We start from the raw sequence: 16,922 nt of genomic DNA on the forward strand, positions 1-16,922 counted from the left end.
GTCGGAACAGCAGCAGTGTTGCACCCCCACTAAAGGTCACAGTGTGTGACTATTACTAGCGTGGAACTCATCGCCAAAGAGCGCGATCGACTTCTCCAGCGCTCCACCCGGGTGATCGGGCTCGGCTCGACGGTAATCGCTCTTGCCTGTTTCAGCGTGCCGGGGGTGCTGGACGGGACGACGTACCTCGCAACACTGCCGCTGTTCGTGGTGCTCGCCTTCAGCCTGTTCCGGCTCGGCATCAACCAGTCGGTGGTCTGGGTGTGCCTCGGCATGGCTGCCGGCCTCGGAATCCTCGTCGTCGTACAGGTTCCCGTCGGAGACCCACCAGGGCCGGCTATCGGTGCCGCTCTCATTCCGTTGGCCGCTGGAGCGATCGGATCCTTCGCGATCGTGCTCACGACAGCGGTATCACGCATTGTGATTCTGGCCGTTGGATTCGTCGTGACCGTGGTGCTCACCGAACTGGCGATTCCCGGCCCTTTCCTGGTGTCGATGGAGGGTGCGGCCGTGGTGCTCGGCTGGATCCTCGCGACCGTGCTCGGCTACTGGCTGTCGGCCAGCATTCCGCGCGCAGCACGCCGCATCTACAGCATCGGACGCGCCCACCGTGCTGAGCGTCAGGCGAGTGAGACGGAGGCCCAGCGGCGACAGGGCGCCCGCCTGCTGCACGACACCGTGCTGGCCACCCTTACCCTCCTGGCCCACTCCGGCGTTGGCGTGACGGTATCGGCCATGCAGCAACAGGCCGGCGAGGATGCCCGCCTCCTCAGGCAACTCCGGCTCGGTGGCACGCCGATGCCGCAGTCATCCGGTGACTACAACCTCGAACCTGTCGAGGAGTCGGCACTTGGAACCACCCTCGAGTCGGTGAAACAGCGCTTCGGTCGTATGGGGCTCGAAGTCAGCTGGCACGGCACGGGGCAGGTGCTGCTGCCGAGCGAAGTGCTCGACGCCTTCTTGCTCGCGCTGGCCGAATGTCTCGAGAATGTGCGCCGTCACGCCGGCGTGACCGACGCCCACGTCACCATCACGGATGACGAAACGACAGTGCGCGCGATGGTCACGGATGCCGGTGTCGGCTTCGATCTGAAAGACATCGACGAGGCGCGCCTTGGCTTCAAAGACTCGGTCGTCGCGCGCCTCAGGGATGTCGGCGGGAACGCCCGCCTGTTCTCCTCCCCCGGCGCCGGAACGACTGTTGTACTCGAAGTGCCGAAATGAGCGGTAGCCAGGTGAGCGGGTACTCAAGGCCAGACGAGAACACTCTCGGCGTCATCCTCGGCAAGCGCAACCGTGCGGGTGTCCCGGCAGGATCGACCGCCGGGCGCGCGATGCGGCAGGCCAGTGCGCGCGGCGGCAGCCTCGGCACCGGATATCTCGGCGTCGGAGCGAGTGTGATCGCTACTGTCCAGGCGATATACGGCCTACTGGCCTTCGCCGGCCATGCCGCTACCTATCCCAGCCTGCTGCCGGTTGTGGTCGCCTGGCTGCTCTACGCGCTCACCCTCGTCGGCGTTGCCGTGTCCATCGCTGCCCGCGGTGAACGAATGTCGAATCTGTTCTTCGCGGCCTTCCTGATTATGCTCGCCGGCGTGGTCGCCCTCGACCTCGTCGCGATCTGGCCGTTGCACGAGATTGGTGGATACGCCACAGCCTCGGCATCTGCGGGGTTCGGACTTCTCGCAGCCCTCACCCTGCGACGGGAGTGGGAGATCCTCGTGGCCGCGATCGTGCTCGGCGTGGTTCTCACCGTAGCGGTCGTGATGACCACACCCCTCACCGCAGAGACGATCCCGGCGCAGTTGCTGCTGGTGGCGACATCCGTAATGCCTGCTCTCGTCGGGCTCTATATCGTGCGTCGGTTCCGCCGCATCGTCCAGCTCGAACTGGACAGGGTGCTTGTGCAGAGTACGGTCTCCGCCCCGCGTTTCGCGGTGGGCATGCTCGCCTCTGAGGAACTCGCGAGACTCGACCTCGCCGCCGAGGAACTGCTCGACTCCGTAGCCATGGGCCGCATTCGTCTGCCGCTCACACCGCGCACCGCGTCGGTGGCCGCCTCGCTCGCGACAGAGCTGCGACTGCACCTGATCGAGGGCCGCCGGGAAACCTGGCTCTATCACGCGATCACCGAGTCGGAACAGCTCGGCAAATCGGTGACACTGGTCGACCGAGGAAGCCTCGCCGGCCTCCTCGCACCCCAACAACGTGACGGCCTCCTCGCCGCCGTCTGGCTGCTCGTGAACGACCAGAAGTCGAACCCGACAGCATCGCTCACCCTCGGGCCGGTCACCACCGCGCCGGAACCGGGCTCCAGAACCATCACGGTGCCGCTGGTGATCACCACCACAGCGATTTCGCGAAATCGCGTCGATCCAGCAACCTGGGACGCGATCGGAAAGGTGGGACGCTTCATCGATTCGACCCACAACTCGAGCCTGCGTGTCGAGATCGAGTGCAGAGTGAACAATCCGGCAGACCAATAGCATGCTGGACAAGTAGTCCAGAGAATGGAATGACCAGTGACCGAAGCAGACAACCGCATCCGCCTAGCCCTCGTCGACGACCACAAGATGCTTCTCGGGGCGTTGACCGAGTGGATTCGCAATGCCGCGAGTGACATCAACATGGTCGCGGCGCTCTCCACCTGGCCGGAGCTGCTCATTCATCCCGAGTTCCCCGTCGACGTGGTGCTTCTCGACCTCGACCTCAAAGACAACATCCCGATCTCGCTCAAGATCTCGACGCTCAAGACCACCGGGGTCAAGACGGTGCTCATGAGCACCTACTCCGAGCCGAACGTCGTGCGCGAGGCCCTCGCCGCCGGGGCTCTCGGGTACCTGGTGAAGAGTGAGGATGCCGAGATGATCGTCGAAGCGATCCGTGCCGCGGCGAAGGGCGAATCCTATATCTCTGCTGAGCTCGACTTGGCGCTCAACGCGGGCGATGTCGGCGGGTCGCCCAAGCTCAGCGCACAGGAACGCCGTGTCATGGCCCTGTACGGCGGCGGGGAGCCGGTGAAGGCTGTCGCGTACCAGCTCGGCATCTCCGAGGAGACCGCGAAGTCTTACCTCAAGCGCATCCGTGAGAAGTATCGGGTGGCCGGGATCGACGTCGGCACCAAGGTGGCACTGCGTAAGCGGGCCATCCAGGACGGCATCCTGCTCTCCACGGACGCCCCGAACAGTTTCTAGAACCTAGAGGGACGGCTACTCGGCGTTGAGGGGCGCTATCGGTTCACGTCGGCGGCCGCTCTCCAGACTGCCACCACGGCTGCGCTGCAGGAGTACGCTCCAGAGCGCGAGAGCGATGCCCGGCCGCAGAGCATCAGGCCGATCCACACCGGTGAGATATATCCGAGGCCTGCCGCTATGGTGAGACCGCCGAGGTAGGCGCCCATGCTGTTGCCGAGGTTCAGAGCGGAGTGGTTCGCGGCAGCGGCCAGCGTCTGGCTGTCCCCCGCGACATCCATAAGCCTGGTCTGGATGGCCGACGAAATGCCTGCTGCGGCGAGTCCGACCAGGAAGACGAAGATGAACAAACCGACGATGGTCTGTGCGGTGAGCGCGAGGCCGGCCAGCGATACGGCGAAGAGTGCGAAGAAGCCGAAGATCGTGCGCATCACGCTGCGGTCGGCGAGCCGGCCGCCCAGCAAATTGCCGACGGTCATGCCGAGGCCGATCACCACCAGCACGATCGGAACCAGCGCTGGCGTGAGCCCGGTGACATCCGTCGCGATGGGTGCGATGTAGGTGTAGACGGCGAAGAAGCCGCCGAAACCTACAGCGCCGGTGAGCAACGTGAGCCAGACCTGTGAACGACCGAAGGCGGCGAGTTCGCGCTTCATCGTGGCCTCCGGGTTACCAGCCTGCCGGGGCAGCACGACGACCAGGGCTACGAACGTGATGGCGAAGATGGAGGCGACGGCCAGGTACGCGATGCGCCATCCGGCCACCTGCCCGAGCGCGGTGATGGCCGGCACCCCGATCACATTGGCGATGGTGAGGCCGGACAGCACGAAGGCGACACCGGCGCCTCGTTTGCCGGGGCCCAGAAGACTCGCGGCCATGAGGGAGGCGATGCCGAAGTAAGCACCGTGCGGTAACCCGGCAACGAAACGGGCAGCGAGGACCAGTCCGAAGGTCGGCAGAACGGCGGAGGCGATGGTCGCGACGGTGAAGACCGCGGCGAGCACGATTAGGAGGTTTCGGCGAGGGAAGCGCGCGGAGAATGCCGCGATGGTCGGTGCACCGACGACGACGCCAAGAGCATATGCCGAGACGAGCCAGCCGGCCTGAGCGTTCGCCTCCTCGTGTGAGTGCGCATAGAGGGCGGGCAGCAGGTCGTGCGCGATATTCGGCAGCAGCCCGAGAGCGACGAACTCGGTCGAGCCGATGCCGAAGCCGCCGAGGGCCAGGGCGAACAGCGCCAGTCGCACGCGAACCGGCGAGAGCGTTGTCACAGGGAAGCAGCGATCGGCGTCAGCTTCCCTCGGTGATTGCCTTCTCGAGCCTCTCGAGCTTGCCGGTCAGCTCGCCAGTGTGTCCAGGACGGATGTCGGCCTTCAAGACCAGCGACACGCGCGTTCCATAGGTGCCCACCGCATCCGTCGCTCGCCTGATCACGTCGAAGACTTCATCCCAGTCGCCCTCGATCGTCGTGAACATAGCGTCGGTGTGGTTCGGAAGACCGGAGTCCCGAACGACAGTTACCGCTGCCGCGACCGCGTCGTGCACGGAATCTCCGCCGTTGTCTGCACCGCTCGGTGCTACAGAAAATGCCACAAGCATGATTTCTCCTTCAATTCTTGGCGAGGTCGGAATCGAGTTCTGGGTCTGGAGTCGTCGCCGTGGTGAACGGCCACGCTGCCGGCAGCCAGGTCGATTCGTCGGCGAGCGGAATGTTCTCTGCGCGTTCACGTCCGGCCTGCCAGAGCGAGAAGATCGTCCAGCCGAGCAGTACGAAAAGTAGCAGATTGCGGGCCGACAGCACGGTGAGCATCACGACATTGAGGCCGAGAAGGTAGCCGTAGAGGTAGGGATAGAACGCCTGCGTGAGGCCGGCGAGCACGAGCACAATGATCGCCGGAGTGCGGAACGGCCTCCCGTGGCCGGCGACATTCGCGACCAACCCCAGGATCACCGGCACGGCCAGCCAGGTCATGTATTGCGGTGAACCGACTTTGTTGAACGCGATGAACGCCGTGACGAAAGCCAGCGAGAGCGAGGGCAGCAGGTTCGCGACCGTCGCGCCGTTGCGCATAGCCAGAACGGCGAACACGGCGATGGCGAGTGACACCAGGAGCATCAACGGTGTCATGAGGTTGCTGGCGGACTCGACCCCCACTCCCCTGACCTGCCAGGTGAGAAGCGCCCTGTCGTAGTAGACGACGGTGTTCGGGACCTTCGCGAAGGCCTGCCAGAGCCAGATGTTCGAGATCGGCGCCTCGGCCTGCAGCCCTCTTCCGGTCTGCTCTGTCACGAAGCTGAAGACATTGAGCCCACTGCCGAGGGCCAGCGCCACGGCGATAATGGCCAGGCTGAAAATCAGGCCGGTGAGGATGATGCGCCCGCGGTCCCGCAGCGTGATCACCATGGCCACGATGATCGCCGCCGGCCACACCTTGATCCAGGTCGCCACCGTCAGGATTACCGTCGCAGCCCGCGGACGAGACGCGATCAGCAACACCCCGACGATAGCAATGGGAACGGTGATCGAGTCGATCCGACCGAGCGAGATGGGGCCGAGGAGCACGAGAAAGCCGACCCACCACCAGCCGACCGCAATGTTCTGGCGGCCCCGGCCCCATCCGGTCAGGAAGGCGAGCGCCACTGCGTCGAGGAGCATCACGAGGCTGAGCCAGGTGCTCGAATACAGCTCCGGACCGAAGACCCTGGCCATGAGCATCGGCACCAGCGCCACGATCGGGTAGACCCATGAACTGTCGATGCCCACCCAGAAGTGCGCGACGATCGCCTGGTCGGTCCAGAACTTGTAGACGAAGCTCACATCGCCGAGCGGGTAGCCAGGCGCGTAGAGGTTGAGCATTCCGAGCCAGAAATGCGCGAGTATGAAGGCTCCCCAGAGCACTATCGGGTTCCCCACGATCGCCCTGGCGGATGTGGGCCACGACACTCGGCGGGGAACGGTGGCACTCATCGTTGTCCAGCGTATCCGAGGCTCATCGCCGAACCTGCGCCAGCTACCGGCTGAGCAACTCCGCGATCACCGGCGAGACGTTCTCCGCCAGGTCGAGCACGGTGAAGGGGCCGCCGTGACCGGCGCGCTCAGCGGCGAGCCCGTGGACGACGGATGCCGTCGCCGCAAGCCGCGCGAGGGTCCCACTGTCTGCGGCAGCATCCGCATGGGTCGCGACGATAGCGCCCAGTATGCCCCCGAGCGCATCCCCCGCGCCGGCGGTGGCCAACCATGGCGGAGCGGAAGACGCCACCAGCCGCGCTCCGTCAGGGCTGGCGACGTAGGTTTTGTGGCCCTTGAGAAGCACCGTCACGCCGAGTTCCTCTGCCGCGCGCGCGGCCCAGGTTCCGGGGTCGGCAGCGATATCGGATGTCTCGGCACCGGTCACCCGTGCGAGCTCACGAAAATGCGGGGTGATGATCACCGCGCCGGTGGCGTTGCCCACCAGGTCGAGTGCCCCGGCATCGATGACCACGGGAAGGCCCTGCGCGATCGCGTCACCGAGACGCTTCGCCGTCGCCGGGTCGCGGGTGGCGGCATCCATTCCCGAACCGAGCAGCCAGGCCTGTACGCGTCCCGGTGCGGTCACCGTTTCCGGCCTGCGTCGCAGCACAAAATCGCTCGGCCGCTCGTCGCCAAGGTAGCGCACCATTCCGACGCCGGTGCGCAGCGCGGCCTCCACGCCGAGCACGGCGGCTCCGGGGTACGCCGTCGAGCCGGTGATAACGCCAAGCACGCCGCGGGAGTATTTGTCGTCGTCGGCGCCCGGCACCGCGATGTACTCGCGTGCGTCGTCCGGGGTCCATGGCGTAAAGCTGCTCATGGCTCTCACGATAGTTTGGATGTCAGAAAGGCGACCCCCATGCCACTGACTATTTCCGATCGCGTCGTGGTCTTCGACTACGGCGAGGTCATCTCCCGCAGTCCAAGCGAACGTGCCCGCGCCGACCTCCTGGAGGTCGCCGGAGTGGACGCTGAAGCCTTCTGGGCGTCCTACTGGGCACACCGACACGGACTCGATGAGGGCACCACGAGTATTCGCGAGTACTGGAAACTGGTCGCGGCCGACGTCGAGGTGCAGTGGCCGGAGTCGAAGATCCACGAACTCTGGGTGGCGGACTTCACCGGCTGGTTGAGTGTCGAGCCCGGCACTTTCGATGTGCTGGCCGACCTGCACGAGGGTGGCACCCGTATCGCGCTGCTCTCGAACGCCGGTTTCGATTTCGCGAGCCCCTTCCGTTTCTCACCGATGGCCCAGTACTTCGAACGCATGTTCATCAGCGCGGAGATGTCGAAGCTGAAGCCGAACGCCGACATCTACCTCGAGGTGGCGAGCGAGCTCGGAATATCTCCGGCCCGGATGATCTTTATCGATAACAAGCAGGAGAACGTCGACGGCGCTGAAGCGCTCGGCATCATCGGTCACCTTTTCGTCGGCCACCGGCAACTGCGCTCCTTTCTCGAATCGCTCACAGACAGGTAACAGTGACCACACCAGCGATTTTCGCACCGCTCACCGTTCGTTCCACGACTTTCCGCAACCGCATCTGGGTCGCGCCGATGTGCGAATACTCGGTGGAGAGGGCGGATGGCGTGCCGACCGACTGGCACCTCGTGCACCTCGGCTCATTCGCTCGCGGCGGCGCGGGACTCGTGATGACCGAGGCCTCGGCGGTGAGCGCGGATGGGCGCATCTCGCCCCAGGACACCGGGATCTACAGTGACGAACAGCGCGACGCCTGGTCGCGCATCGTCGACTTCATCCACTCGCAGGGTGCTGCCGCGGCGATCCAACTCGCCCATGCCGGTCGTAAAGCATCGACCTACCGGCCGTGGGATGAGAAGCACGGCACCATCCCGGTCGCTGAGGGCGGATGGCAGAGCGTCGCGCCGTCGGCCGTCGCGTTCACCGGGTACGCCGATCCGATCGCCCTCGACCGGGCGGCCATTGCCACGATCGTCGCGAACTTCGCCGCGGCCGCCCGTCGCGCCATCGACGCCGGTTTCGACCTGCTCGAACTGCACGCAGCGCACGGCTACCTCGTGCATCAGTTTCTCTCTCCCCTGTCGAACCAGCGCGACGACGAGTACGGCGGAAGCCTGGAGAACAGGGCGCGTCTGCTGCTCGAGATCGTGCGGGCCGTGCGGGCCGAAGCCGGCGACCAGGTGGCGCTCTTCGTGCGTTTCTCCGCCACCGACTGGGCGGAGGGCGGCTGGGACCAGGAGCAGACGGCCACCGTCGCCGCCTGGGCAAAGGATGCCGGCGCCGACCTCTTCGACGTGTCCACCGGTGGTCTCGTGGCCGGCACGACCGTTCCCGTCGGCCCCGGCTACCAGGTGCCCTTCGCGGACTACATCAAGCACGAGTCATCCGTCGAGGTGACCGCCGTCGGTCTCATCACCGAGCCGCAGCAGGCGGAGGACATCGTCGCCTCCGGTAGGGCGGATGCCGTCATGCTGGGCCGTGAACTCCTGCGCGATCCGCACTTCCCGCTGCGAGCCGCTCACGCTCTGGGTTACGACCCCCCCTACTGGCCGCAGCAGTACCTGAGAGCCAAACTCCCCCGGTAGCAGGCCGGCTCCGCGAACAGGACGCACCCGACCAGTCCGGCCCGCTCATCCTGTCGACGGGCTCTCCACCGCATTCCGTCCTGTGGAACGGCGCAACCCTGCTGCGAGGGCCTGGTCGGCTGCCCGTCGTGCTACCGGGGCGCGGGCCGTATGGCAAGGACACCGGGTTCGGCGAGCATCTTTGGGCAGGCCGTTGGCACGGCGACCCACCGACGCCACCGCTCACTACCGGCGGGTAGCATCCTGGACCTCGCCGACCAACTCTTCGATGATGTCCTCTAGGAACAGCACCCCCCTGGTAGCCCCGCTCTCGTCGAACACCCGCGCGAGGTGCACGCCTGACCGGCGCATCGCGGCCAGGGCATCTTCGAGGTCGGTGCCCCGGAAGATGGAGATCAGTTGTCGGATACGCTTCGGCGGCACCGGTTCGGTGAATTCTGCCGGATCTTCGAGGTCAAGCACGTCTTTCAGGTGCAGATATCCGGTGGGCTCCGCTTCATCGTTGACGAGCACGTAGCGGGAGAACCCGTTCTGCGCGACGGCGCGTTCGACATCCGCGGGTGTCGCCGCCTCTGACAGGCTGACAAGGTCGGGCATCCCGACGGCGATGTCCTGCACCTTCTTGGCGCTGAATTCGAAGGCGGCGTTGAGCGCGCCGATGTTGTCGGTGAGCACGCCTTCTTTCGTCGACTGGGCGACGATGTTCGCTACCTCGTCGACGGTGAAGGAACTGTTCGCCTCGTTCTTCGGTTCGACGCGGAACAGCCTCAGGAATCCATTGGCCGTGGCGTTCAGCGCGATGATGATCGGGCGGAAAACGGTCGATACGAACACCAGCGGCGGAGCGAGGATGAGCGCGGCGCGATCCGGCAGCGAGAAAGAGAGGTTCTTCGGCACCATTTCGCCGATCACGACGTGCAGGAAGGAGACGATGACGAGGGTGATGATGAACGCGATCGTGCCGAGCACTTCTTCCGGCCAGCCAGTGAGATGCAGCGGTATCTCGAGCAGGTGGTGCAGTGCCGGTTCTGACACGTTCAGGATGAGCAGCGAGCAGACGGTGATGCCCAGCTGGCTGGTCGCCAGCATCATCGTCGCGTGCTCCATGGCGTACAGCGTGGTTTTCGCGGCTCGGCTGCCGGCTTCGGCCCTCGGTTCGATCTGCGAGCGTCGCGCAGAGATGACGGCGAACTCGGCACCGACGAAGAAGGCGTTGACGAGCAACAGCACGACGAGCCATGCGATCCCCGACCAGTCGCTCATGAGCGATCACCGCCGGTGCTGTCGTCGAGTGCCGGGGTGAAGCGCACGCGGTCGATTCGGCGGCCGTCCATCCGTTCGACACGGAATTCGCCGGCCTCGATAGTGACGGTGTCGCCAACCACGGGCAGGCGCCCGAGTTCGCTCATGATGTAACCGCCGACGGTCTCGTACGGACCGTCTTCCGGCACCGTCACGTCGGCTCGCTCGAGCAGCTCGTCGGGTCGCAGCATGCCGGGGAAGGTCAGCCAGTCACGGGACCGCACGACTCCTGCGCGGGTGCGGTCGTGTTCGTCGGCCACCTCGCCGACCAGCTCTTCGACCAGGTCTTCCAGCGTCGTGACGCCTGCCGTTCCACCGTATTCGTCGACGACGACAGCCATCTGGTAGCCGCGTCCGCGCAGTTCGCCGAGCAGCAGGTCGAGTTTCATGGTCTCCGGTACGCGCAGGGCGTCGCTCTGCAGGGCTCCGACCGGCACATCCGCCCGCTTCTCGCGAGGCACAGCCACGGCCTGTTTCACGTGCACGAGGCCGACCACGTCGTCGATTCCGTCGTCGATCACCGGGAACCGCGAGTATCCGGTCTGCCTGGCGAGGTCGAGCACCGTCTGCGCGGAGGCGGTGCGATCGACGCTGGTCACACGGGGACGCGGCGTCATCACGTCGGAGGCGATGTGTTCGCTGAACACGAGGGTGCGGGAGAGCAGCGTCGCCGTGTCGCGATCGAGACTGCCCTCGGTGGCCGAACGACGTACGAGCGAACGCAACTCCTCCGCCGTCCGCGCGGAGGAGAGCTCTTCTTTCGGCTCGATACCGACGGCGCGGAGGATGACATTGGCCGTGTTGTTGAGCAGGGAGACGAAGGGTTTGAACACCATCGTGAACCCGACCTGGAAGGGGATGACGAGCTTCGCCGTAGGCAACGGAAGTGCCAGCGCGAAGTTCTTCGGCACCAGTTCACCGATGATCATCGACAGCAGGGTGGCGATGATCACCGCGATGATCGAGGCCAGCGTCGTGACCACGGCCTGTGGCCAGCCGATGGCGGCGAGCGGGGCCAACAGGAACGAACTGATCGCCGGCTCCATCGTGTAACCGGTGAGCAGCGTGGTGAGGGTGATGCCGAGCTGCGCGCTCGAGAGATGGGTCGAGGTGACCCTGAGGGCGCCGATGGTGAGGCCGAAGCCTTTTTCACCACGCGCGGAGCGAGACTCGAGGTCAGAGCGGTTGAGGTTGACGAGTGAGAACTCGGAGGCGACGAAGAATCCCGTGCCAATGGTCAGGATGATGCCGACACCCAACATGATGAACTCATACATGCGGATGCTCGACAGGATTCTGGCCGGCACGGCGCCTAGAGGGAGGGTCGTCCATTATCTGATCGAGTCTACTGAAAGCACGGCTGTGAGAAAGCCCCGACGGTCAGGAAAAATCGGGGGTCACCAGGAGACCGGCAGCGCCTTACCCTCTTCATAACCGGCCGCCGACTGGATGCCGACCAGCGCACGCTCGTGGAATTCCGCGAGGTTCGACGCTCCCGCGTAGGTGAGCGAACTGCGCACCCCCGAGGTGATCATGTCGAGCAGGTCTTCGATCGACGGCCGAAGCGGATCGAGGTAGATCTTCGACGACGAGATACCCTCGGCGAACAGCTCCTTGCGGGCCAGTTCGTAAGGGTCGAGGCGGTCGAACCTGTCGTGCACCGCCTTAGTGGACGCCATGCCCCAACTCTCCTTGTACAGGCGACCGGTGGCATCCGTCTCCAGCCTTCCCGGCGCCTCGATGGTGCCGGCGAACCATGAGCCGATCATGACGGATGCCGCCCCGGCGGCGAGCGCGAGCGCCACGTCGCGTGGATACCGCACTCCGCCGTCGGCCCAGACGTGGGCACCGAGCTGCCGCGCGGCGTCTGCGGTCTCGAGCACCGCGGAGAACTGCGGGCGACCGACGGCCGTCATCATGCGGGTGGTGCACATGGCTCCCGGTCCCACCCCGACCTTGACGATGGTGGCGCCCGCTGCGACCAGGTCTTTCACTGCCGCCGCGGTGACCACGTTGCCCGCCACGATGGGAAGCCCGAGGCCTAGGTCGGCCACCGTCTTGATGGCGCGGAGCATGCCGTCCTGATGGCCGTGCGCGGTGTCGAGTACGAGCACGTCGACGCCTGCGGCGGTGAGGGCTGTGGCCTTGCCTGCGACATCACCGTTGATACCGAGTGCCGCCGCGACGCGAAGCCGACCGGAGGCGTCGAGGGCCGGCTGGTACAGGGTGGAGCGCAATGCACTCGTGCGGCTCAGTGTGCCGACGACCTCGCCGTGGTGAAGCACGGGCGCGAACTCCAGGTCGGCAGCGACCATGAGATCGAAGGCCGCCCGCGGATCAGTGACATCGTCCGCATCGATCGAGGCCAGGCGACCGTGCAGCAGGTCGCCGAGGCGCGCATCGGCCAGGGCGGTGCCGAGTCTCGCGGCGGAGATGCAGCCGAGGAAGGCGCCGTGCTGGTCGTTGATCACGATGCCGTGGCCTTCGATGGCCGGAATCTGTCTGAGCGCATCGGCCACAGTCTGCTCCGGCCCGAGCACGAGGGGGGTGTCGAAAGCGACCGGCTGGTTTTTGACCCAGCGGATGGCGGCATCCAGATCTTGCAGGTGGAGGTCCTGCGGCAGCACGCCGAGTCCGCCGCGTCTGGCCAGCGTCGCAGCGAGACGCGGCCCGGTGACAGAATTCATGTTCGCGGAGACGATCGGGATGCTTGCGCCTGTGCCATCCTGCGGGGCGAGGGAGACCGAAAGTCTGCTGCCGACCTCTGAGTGGCTGGGCACCAGGAACACGTCGGAGTAGGTCAGATCGTGACTCGGCGCGGTGTCGTAGAATTCCATGTTTTTAAAGGTAATCCCTCGGCAGTCAGGTCGATACGGCCGTTCGAAAACGATTAAGCTTGACGGGTGTGCGTGGCCGTTTCGACGCCGCGCATGAGATCCAAACCAGCGATAACGGGCAGTACAAATTTTAACGAGGGTGGCGGTAGGCCGTGTCTAGCCAAGTGACCGGACTGGCGCCAGAGGATGGATCCTCTGGCGAGTTCGGAGCCAATGAGTGGCTCGTAGATGAAATGTACGAGCGATTCCTTGTGGACAAGAATTCGGTTGACCAGTCATGGTGGCCGATTCTGGAGAGCTACCACCAGACCGCGAGCGAGTCGGCGAAGCAGGCTCCTGCGACGGAGTCGGCAGAACCCGCCACGGAGAAGGCTTCTGCTGAACAGGATGCGGCGGCAGAGGCTCCCGCGGCCGAAGCTCCGACCCCAGCGACCCCAGCTGCAGAGGCTCCCGCAGCTCCGGCGGAGGCTCCGGCCGAACCGGCTCCTGTCACCGGCAGCCAGCCTGTCGCCCGCACCACCTCGATCCAGCCGCGACCCCAGCCGATCCCGGCTGACGCTCCTGCCGCATCCGGCCCGACGGCAACCGACGACGAAACCAAGCCCGCCGAGGCCCAGGATGTCGTGTCGACCCTCAAGGGCATGGCGAAGTCACTTGCCACCAACATGGACGCCAGTCTCACGGTCCCCACCGCCACCAGTGTTCGCACGATCCCGGCGAAGCTCATGATCGACAACCGCATCGTGATCAACAACCACCTCAAGCGTGCACGCGGCGGGAAGGTGTCGTTCACCCACATGCTCGCCTGGGCGATGGTGAGGACTCTCACCGAGTTTCCCAGCCAGAACGTCTACTACGAAGAAGTGGACGGCAAGCCGTCCGTCGTCTCTCCCGCGCACATCAATCTGGGCATCGCGATCGACCTTCCGAAGCCCGATGGCACCCGCTCGCTGCTGGTTCCCGGCATCAAGCGTGCAGAGACTATGAGCTTCGGCGACTTCCTCGTCGCCTATGAGGATGTCGTGGCGCGAGCACGCGGCAACAAGCTCACCGCAGCGGACTTCCAGGGCAACACCATTTCGCTCACCAACCCTGGCGGCATTGGCACAGAGCACTCCGTGCCCCGTCTGATGCGTGGAGCCGGAAGCATCATCGGCGCCGGCGCTCTCGAGTACCCGGCCGAGTTCCAGGGCATGTCACTCACGAACCTGACCGAATTGGGGATCGGCAAGACCATCACCCTCACCTCGACCTACGACCATCGCGTCATCCAGGGTGCGGGTTCCGGCGAATTCCTCAAGAAGGTGCACGAACTGCTCATCGGGCAGCGCGGGTTCTACGAGGGCATCTTCTCCGACCTCCGCATCCCCTACGACCCAATCCACTGGGCATCCGACATCCACGTCGACCCGGCGAACCAGGTCGACAAGACCGCTCGCGTGCAGGAGCTGATCAACTCGTTCCGGGTGCGCGGCCACCTCATGGCCGACATCGATCCGCTGGAGTACCGCCAGCGTTCTCACCCCGACCTCGACGTCGCGAGCCACGGCCTCACCTTCTGGGATCTCGACCGCGAATTCGTGACCGGCGGATTCGGCGGCAAGCGTTCAGCGCTGCTGCGCGACATCCTCGGGGTGCTGCGTGACTCTTACTGCCGCACCATCGGCATCGAGTACATGCACATTCAGGACCCTGAGCAGCGTCGCTGGATCCAGGACCACGTGGAGAAGCCCTACACGAAGCCGACGAAGGACGAGCAGCTGCGCATCCTCGGCAAGCTCAATGAGGCTGAGGCTTTCGAGACCTTCCTGCAGACGAAATATGTCGGCCAGAAGCGCTTCAGCCTGGAGGGCGGAGAGTCAACCATCGCGCTGCTGGACGCCATCCTGCAGGGGTCTGCCGAAGCCGACCTCGACGAGGTCGCGATCGGTATGGCGCACCGCGGTCGTCTCAACGTGCTCACCAACATCGCCGGCAAAACCTATGGCCAGATCTTCCGCGAGTTCGAGGGAACCCAGGACCCGCGTACAGTGCAGGGCTCGGGCGATGTGAAGTACCACCTCGGCACCGAGGGCACTTTCACCAGCGCGACGGGAGACCAGATCCCGGTCTACCTGGCTGCCAACCCCTCACATCTCGAAGCCGTCGATGGCGTGCTCGAAGGTATCGTGCGCGCCAAGCAGGACCGCAAGCCGATCGGTACATTCGGTGTACTCCCGGTTATGGTTCACGGCGACGCAGCCCTGGCCGGCCAGGGCATCGTGGCCGAGATCCTGCAGATGTCGCAACTCCGCGCCTACCGCACCGGCGGTACCGTGCACGTGAACATCAACAACCAGGTCGGATTCACCACGCCTCCCGGTGAGGGCCGCACCTCGATCTATTCGACGGATGTCGCGAAGACCATCCAGTCGCCGATCTTCCACGTGAACGGCGACGACCCTGAGGCCGTCGTGCGTGTGGCGGAACTCGCCTTCGCCTTCCGCCAGCAGTTCCACCGCGACGTGATGATCGACCTGATCTGTTACCGCCGCCGCGGTCACAACGAGGGCGACGACCCGTCGATGACGCAGCCGCTGATGTACAACCTCATTGAGGCCAAGCGCTCCGTGCGCACGCTCTACGTCGAGGCTCTCGTCGGTCGCGGCGACATCACACAGGAGGAATACGAAGCGGCACACGCCGACTTCCAGGACCGCCTGGAGCGCGCTTTCGCCGAGACGCACGCCGCACAGACCGGCTCGATGCCGATCATCGTGCAGGACGGCAACGCGGTCTCCGACCTCGAGCGTCCGGAATCCCAGCAGGATGACCGCACGGGCGAACCGGAGAGTACGGCCGTCGCGGAGAGCGTCATCTCGCTGATCGGCGACGCCCATGACAACCCGCCCGCCGGTTTCACCGTGCACTCTAAGCTGCAGCAGCTGCTCAAGAAGCGCTTCGACATGAGCCGCAACGGCTCGATCGACTGGGGCTTCGGAGAGCTGCTGGCGCTCGGCTCCCTGCTTGTCGAGGGAACGCCGGTTCGGATGGCGGGCCAGGACACCAGGCGCGGCACCTTCGTGCAGCGCCACGCTGTGCTCCACGACCGAGTGAACGGCCAGGAGTGGCTGCCGCTCGGCAATCTCAGCGACAACCAGGCCCGATTCTGGATCTATGACTCGCTGTTGAGCGAGTACGCGGCCGTGGGTTTCGAATACGGTTATTCGGTTGAGCGTCCGGACGCCCTGGTGCTCTGGGAGGCGCAATTCGGCGACTTCGCCAACGGCGCCCAGATCATCATCGACGAGTTCATCTCCGCCGCCGAGCAGAAGTGGGGCCAGCGTTCGAGCGTCGTGCTGCTGCTGCCGCACGGCTATGAGGGCCAGGGTCCCGACCACTCGTCGGCGCGTATCGAGCGCTACCTGCAGCTCTGTGCGGAGAACAACATGACTGTCGCACGCCCGTCGACCCCGGCATCCTATTTTCACCTGCTGCGTCGCCAGGCCTACGCCCGGCCGCGTCGTCCGCTGATCGTCTTCACGCCGAAGGCGATGCTGCGACTGCGTGGAGCCACCAGCAATGTTTCGGCGTTCACGAGCGGCAAGTTCGAACCGGTGATCGACGATACGACTGTGACGGACAGGTCGGCCATCACGCGCGTGGTGCTCAACTCCGGCAAGATCTATTACGACCTGCTGGCCGAGCGCGAGAAGCGCGGTCAGACGGATGTCGCACTGGTACGGCTGGAGCAGTACTACCCGCTGCCCCAGGCGCAATTGGACGCCGTACTCGCCGAGTATCCGAACGCCGAACTGGTCTGGGCGCAGGACGAGCCGGAGAACATGGGTGCCTGGCCGTTCCTCGGCCTCGAACTGGTCAAGCGCCTCAACGGCCGCACGATCTCGGTCGCGTCGCGCCCGGCATCCGCCTCACCGGCCAGCGGGTCTAACAAGCGCAGCGCGCAGGAGCAGGTGGAACTGATCAATAAGGCGCTGACGACCGGCTAGGGCCGTATCGGTCGATGCGATGCTG

13 protein-coding genes are annotated in these 16,922 nt (G+C 65.2%); 6 read left to right on the top strand and 7 right to left on the bottom strand.

The window, feature by feature from the left end; all coding sequences use genetic code 11:
* Positions 1-45 precede the first annotated feature (45 nt).
* The 3 genes from ABIB56_RS08510 to ABIB56_RS08520 are packed head-to-tail and all read left to right on the top strand — an operon-like array spanning position 46 to position 3,194.
* Positions 46-1,224 (top strand): sensor histidine kinase, encoded by a 1,179-nt coding sequence (locus tag ABIB56_RS08510; protein ID WP_354568733.1) that lies wholly within the window; start codon positions 46-48, stop codon positions 1,222-1,224.
* Positions 1,221-2,486: a hypothetical protein gene (locus ABIB56_RS08515; protein WP_354568734.1), complete on the top strand. Its 1,266-nt coding sequence runs from the start codon at positions 1,221-1,223 to the stop codon at positions 2,484-2,486. Before ABIB56_RS08510 ends, ABIB56_RS08515 begins: the two co-directional genes overlap by 4 nt.
* A 36-nt stretch (positions 2,487-2,522) precedes the next feature.
* Positions 2,523-3,194, top strand: a complete 672-nt coding sequence (locus ABIB56_RS08520; protein WP_354568736.1) for a response regulator — start codon at positions 2,523-2,525, stop codon at positions 3,192-3,194.
* Between the two features lie 35 nt (positions 3,195-3,229).
* Here the strand turns inward: ABIB56_RS08520 and ABIB56_RS08525 are convergent, their stop codons facing one another.
* The 4 genes from ABIB56_RS08525 to ABIB56_RS08540 are packed head-to-tail and all read right to left on the bottom strand — an operon-like array spanning position 3,230 to position 7,021.
* Positions 3,230-4,462, bottom strand: a complete 1,233-nt coding sequence (locus ABIB56_RS08525; RefSeq protein WP_354568738.1) for an MFS transporter — start codon at positions 4,460-4,462, stop codon at positions 3,230-3,232.
* Between the two features lie 19 nt (positions 4,463-4,481).
* Positions 4,482-4,790: a thiamine-binding protein gene (locus ABIB56_RS08530; protein ID WP_354568739.1), complete on the bottom strand. Its 309-nt coding sequence runs from the start codon at positions 4,788-4,790 to the stop codon at positions 4,482-4,484.
* A 10-nt stretch (positions 4,791-4,800) separates the two neighbouring features.
* A complete protein-coding gene (locus ABIB56_RS08535) occupies positions 4,801-6,159 on the bottom strand; it encodes a hypothetical protein (RefSeq protein ID WP_354568741.1) in 1,359 nt (452 codons plus the stop codon).
* Between the two features lie 43 nt (positions 6,160-6,202).
* Entirely contained in the window at positions 6,203-7,021 is an 819-nt protein-coding gene (locus ABIB56_RS08540; RefSeq protein WP_354568743.1) for an ADP-dependent NAD(P)H-hydrate dehydratase, read from the bottom strand.
* 39 nt (positions 7,022-7,060) lie between these two features.
* Here ABIB56_RS08540 and ABIB56_RS08545 point away from each other — a divergent pair, with 39 nt between their 5' ends.
* Both ABIB56_RS08545 and ABIB56_RS08550 read left to right on the top strand, forming a co-directional pair.
* A complete protein-coding gene (locus ABIB56_RS08545; protein WP_354568744.1) occupies positions 7,061-7,681 on the top strand; it encodes an HAD family hydrolase in 621 nt (206 codons plus the stop codon).
* Positions 7,682-7,683: 2 nt separating this feature from the next.
* A complete protein-coding gene (locus ABIB56_RS08550) occupies positions 7,684-8,769 on the top strand; it encodes an NADH:flavin oxidoreductase/NADH oxidase (protein WP_354568745.1) in 1,086 nt (361 codons plus the stop codon).
* A 225-nt stretch (positions 8,770-8,994) separates the two neighbouring features.
* On the opposite strand, the gene ABIB56_RS08555 is transcribed toward ABIB56_RS08550, so the two are convergent.
* The 3 genes from ABIB56_RS08555 to guaB1 all read right to left on the bottom strand — a co-directional run bounded on the left by ABIB56_RS08555 (position 8,995) and on the right by guaB1 (position 12,908).
* Positions 8,995-10,032 (bottom strand): hemolysin family protein, encoded by a 1,038-nt coding sequence (locus tag ABIB56_RS08555; RefSeq protein WP_354568746.1) that lies wholly within the window; start codon positions 10,030-10,032, stop codon positions 8,995-8,997.
* On the bottom strand, positions 10,029-11,348 hold the full coding sequence (locus tag ABIB56_RS08560; RefSeq protein WP_354568748.1) for a hemolysin family protein: 1,320 nt from the start codon (positions 11,346-11,348) through the stop codon (positions 10,029-10,031). The genes ABIB56_RS08555 and ABIB56_RS08560 overlap by 4 nt, the downstream gene beginning before the upstream one ends.
* A gap of 120 nt (positions 11,349-11,468) precedes the next feature.
* A complete protein-coding gene (gene guaB1, locus ABIB56_RS08565) occupies positions 11,469-12,908 on the bottom strand; it encodes a GMP reductase (protein ID WP_354568749.1) in 1,440 nt (479 codons plus the stop codon).
* Between the two features lie 152 nt (positions 12,909-13,060).
* On the opposite strand from guaB1, the gene ABIB56_RS08570 reads away from it, so the two are divergent.
* Entirely contained in the window at positions 13,061-16,897 is a 3,837-nt protein-coding gene (locus ABIB56_RS08570) for a multifunctional oxoglutarate decarboxylase/oxoglutarate dehydrogenase thiamine pyrophosphate-binding subunit/dihydrolipoyllysine-residue succinyltransferase subunit (RefSeq protein ID WP_354568750.1), read from the top strand.
* Positions 16,898-16,922 lie beyond the last annotated feature (25 nt).

Source organism: Glaciihabitans sp. UYNi722 (assembly GCF_040549465.1).
GTDB lineage: Bacteria > Actinomycetota > Actinomycetes > Actinomycetales > Microbacteriaceae > Lacisediminihabitans.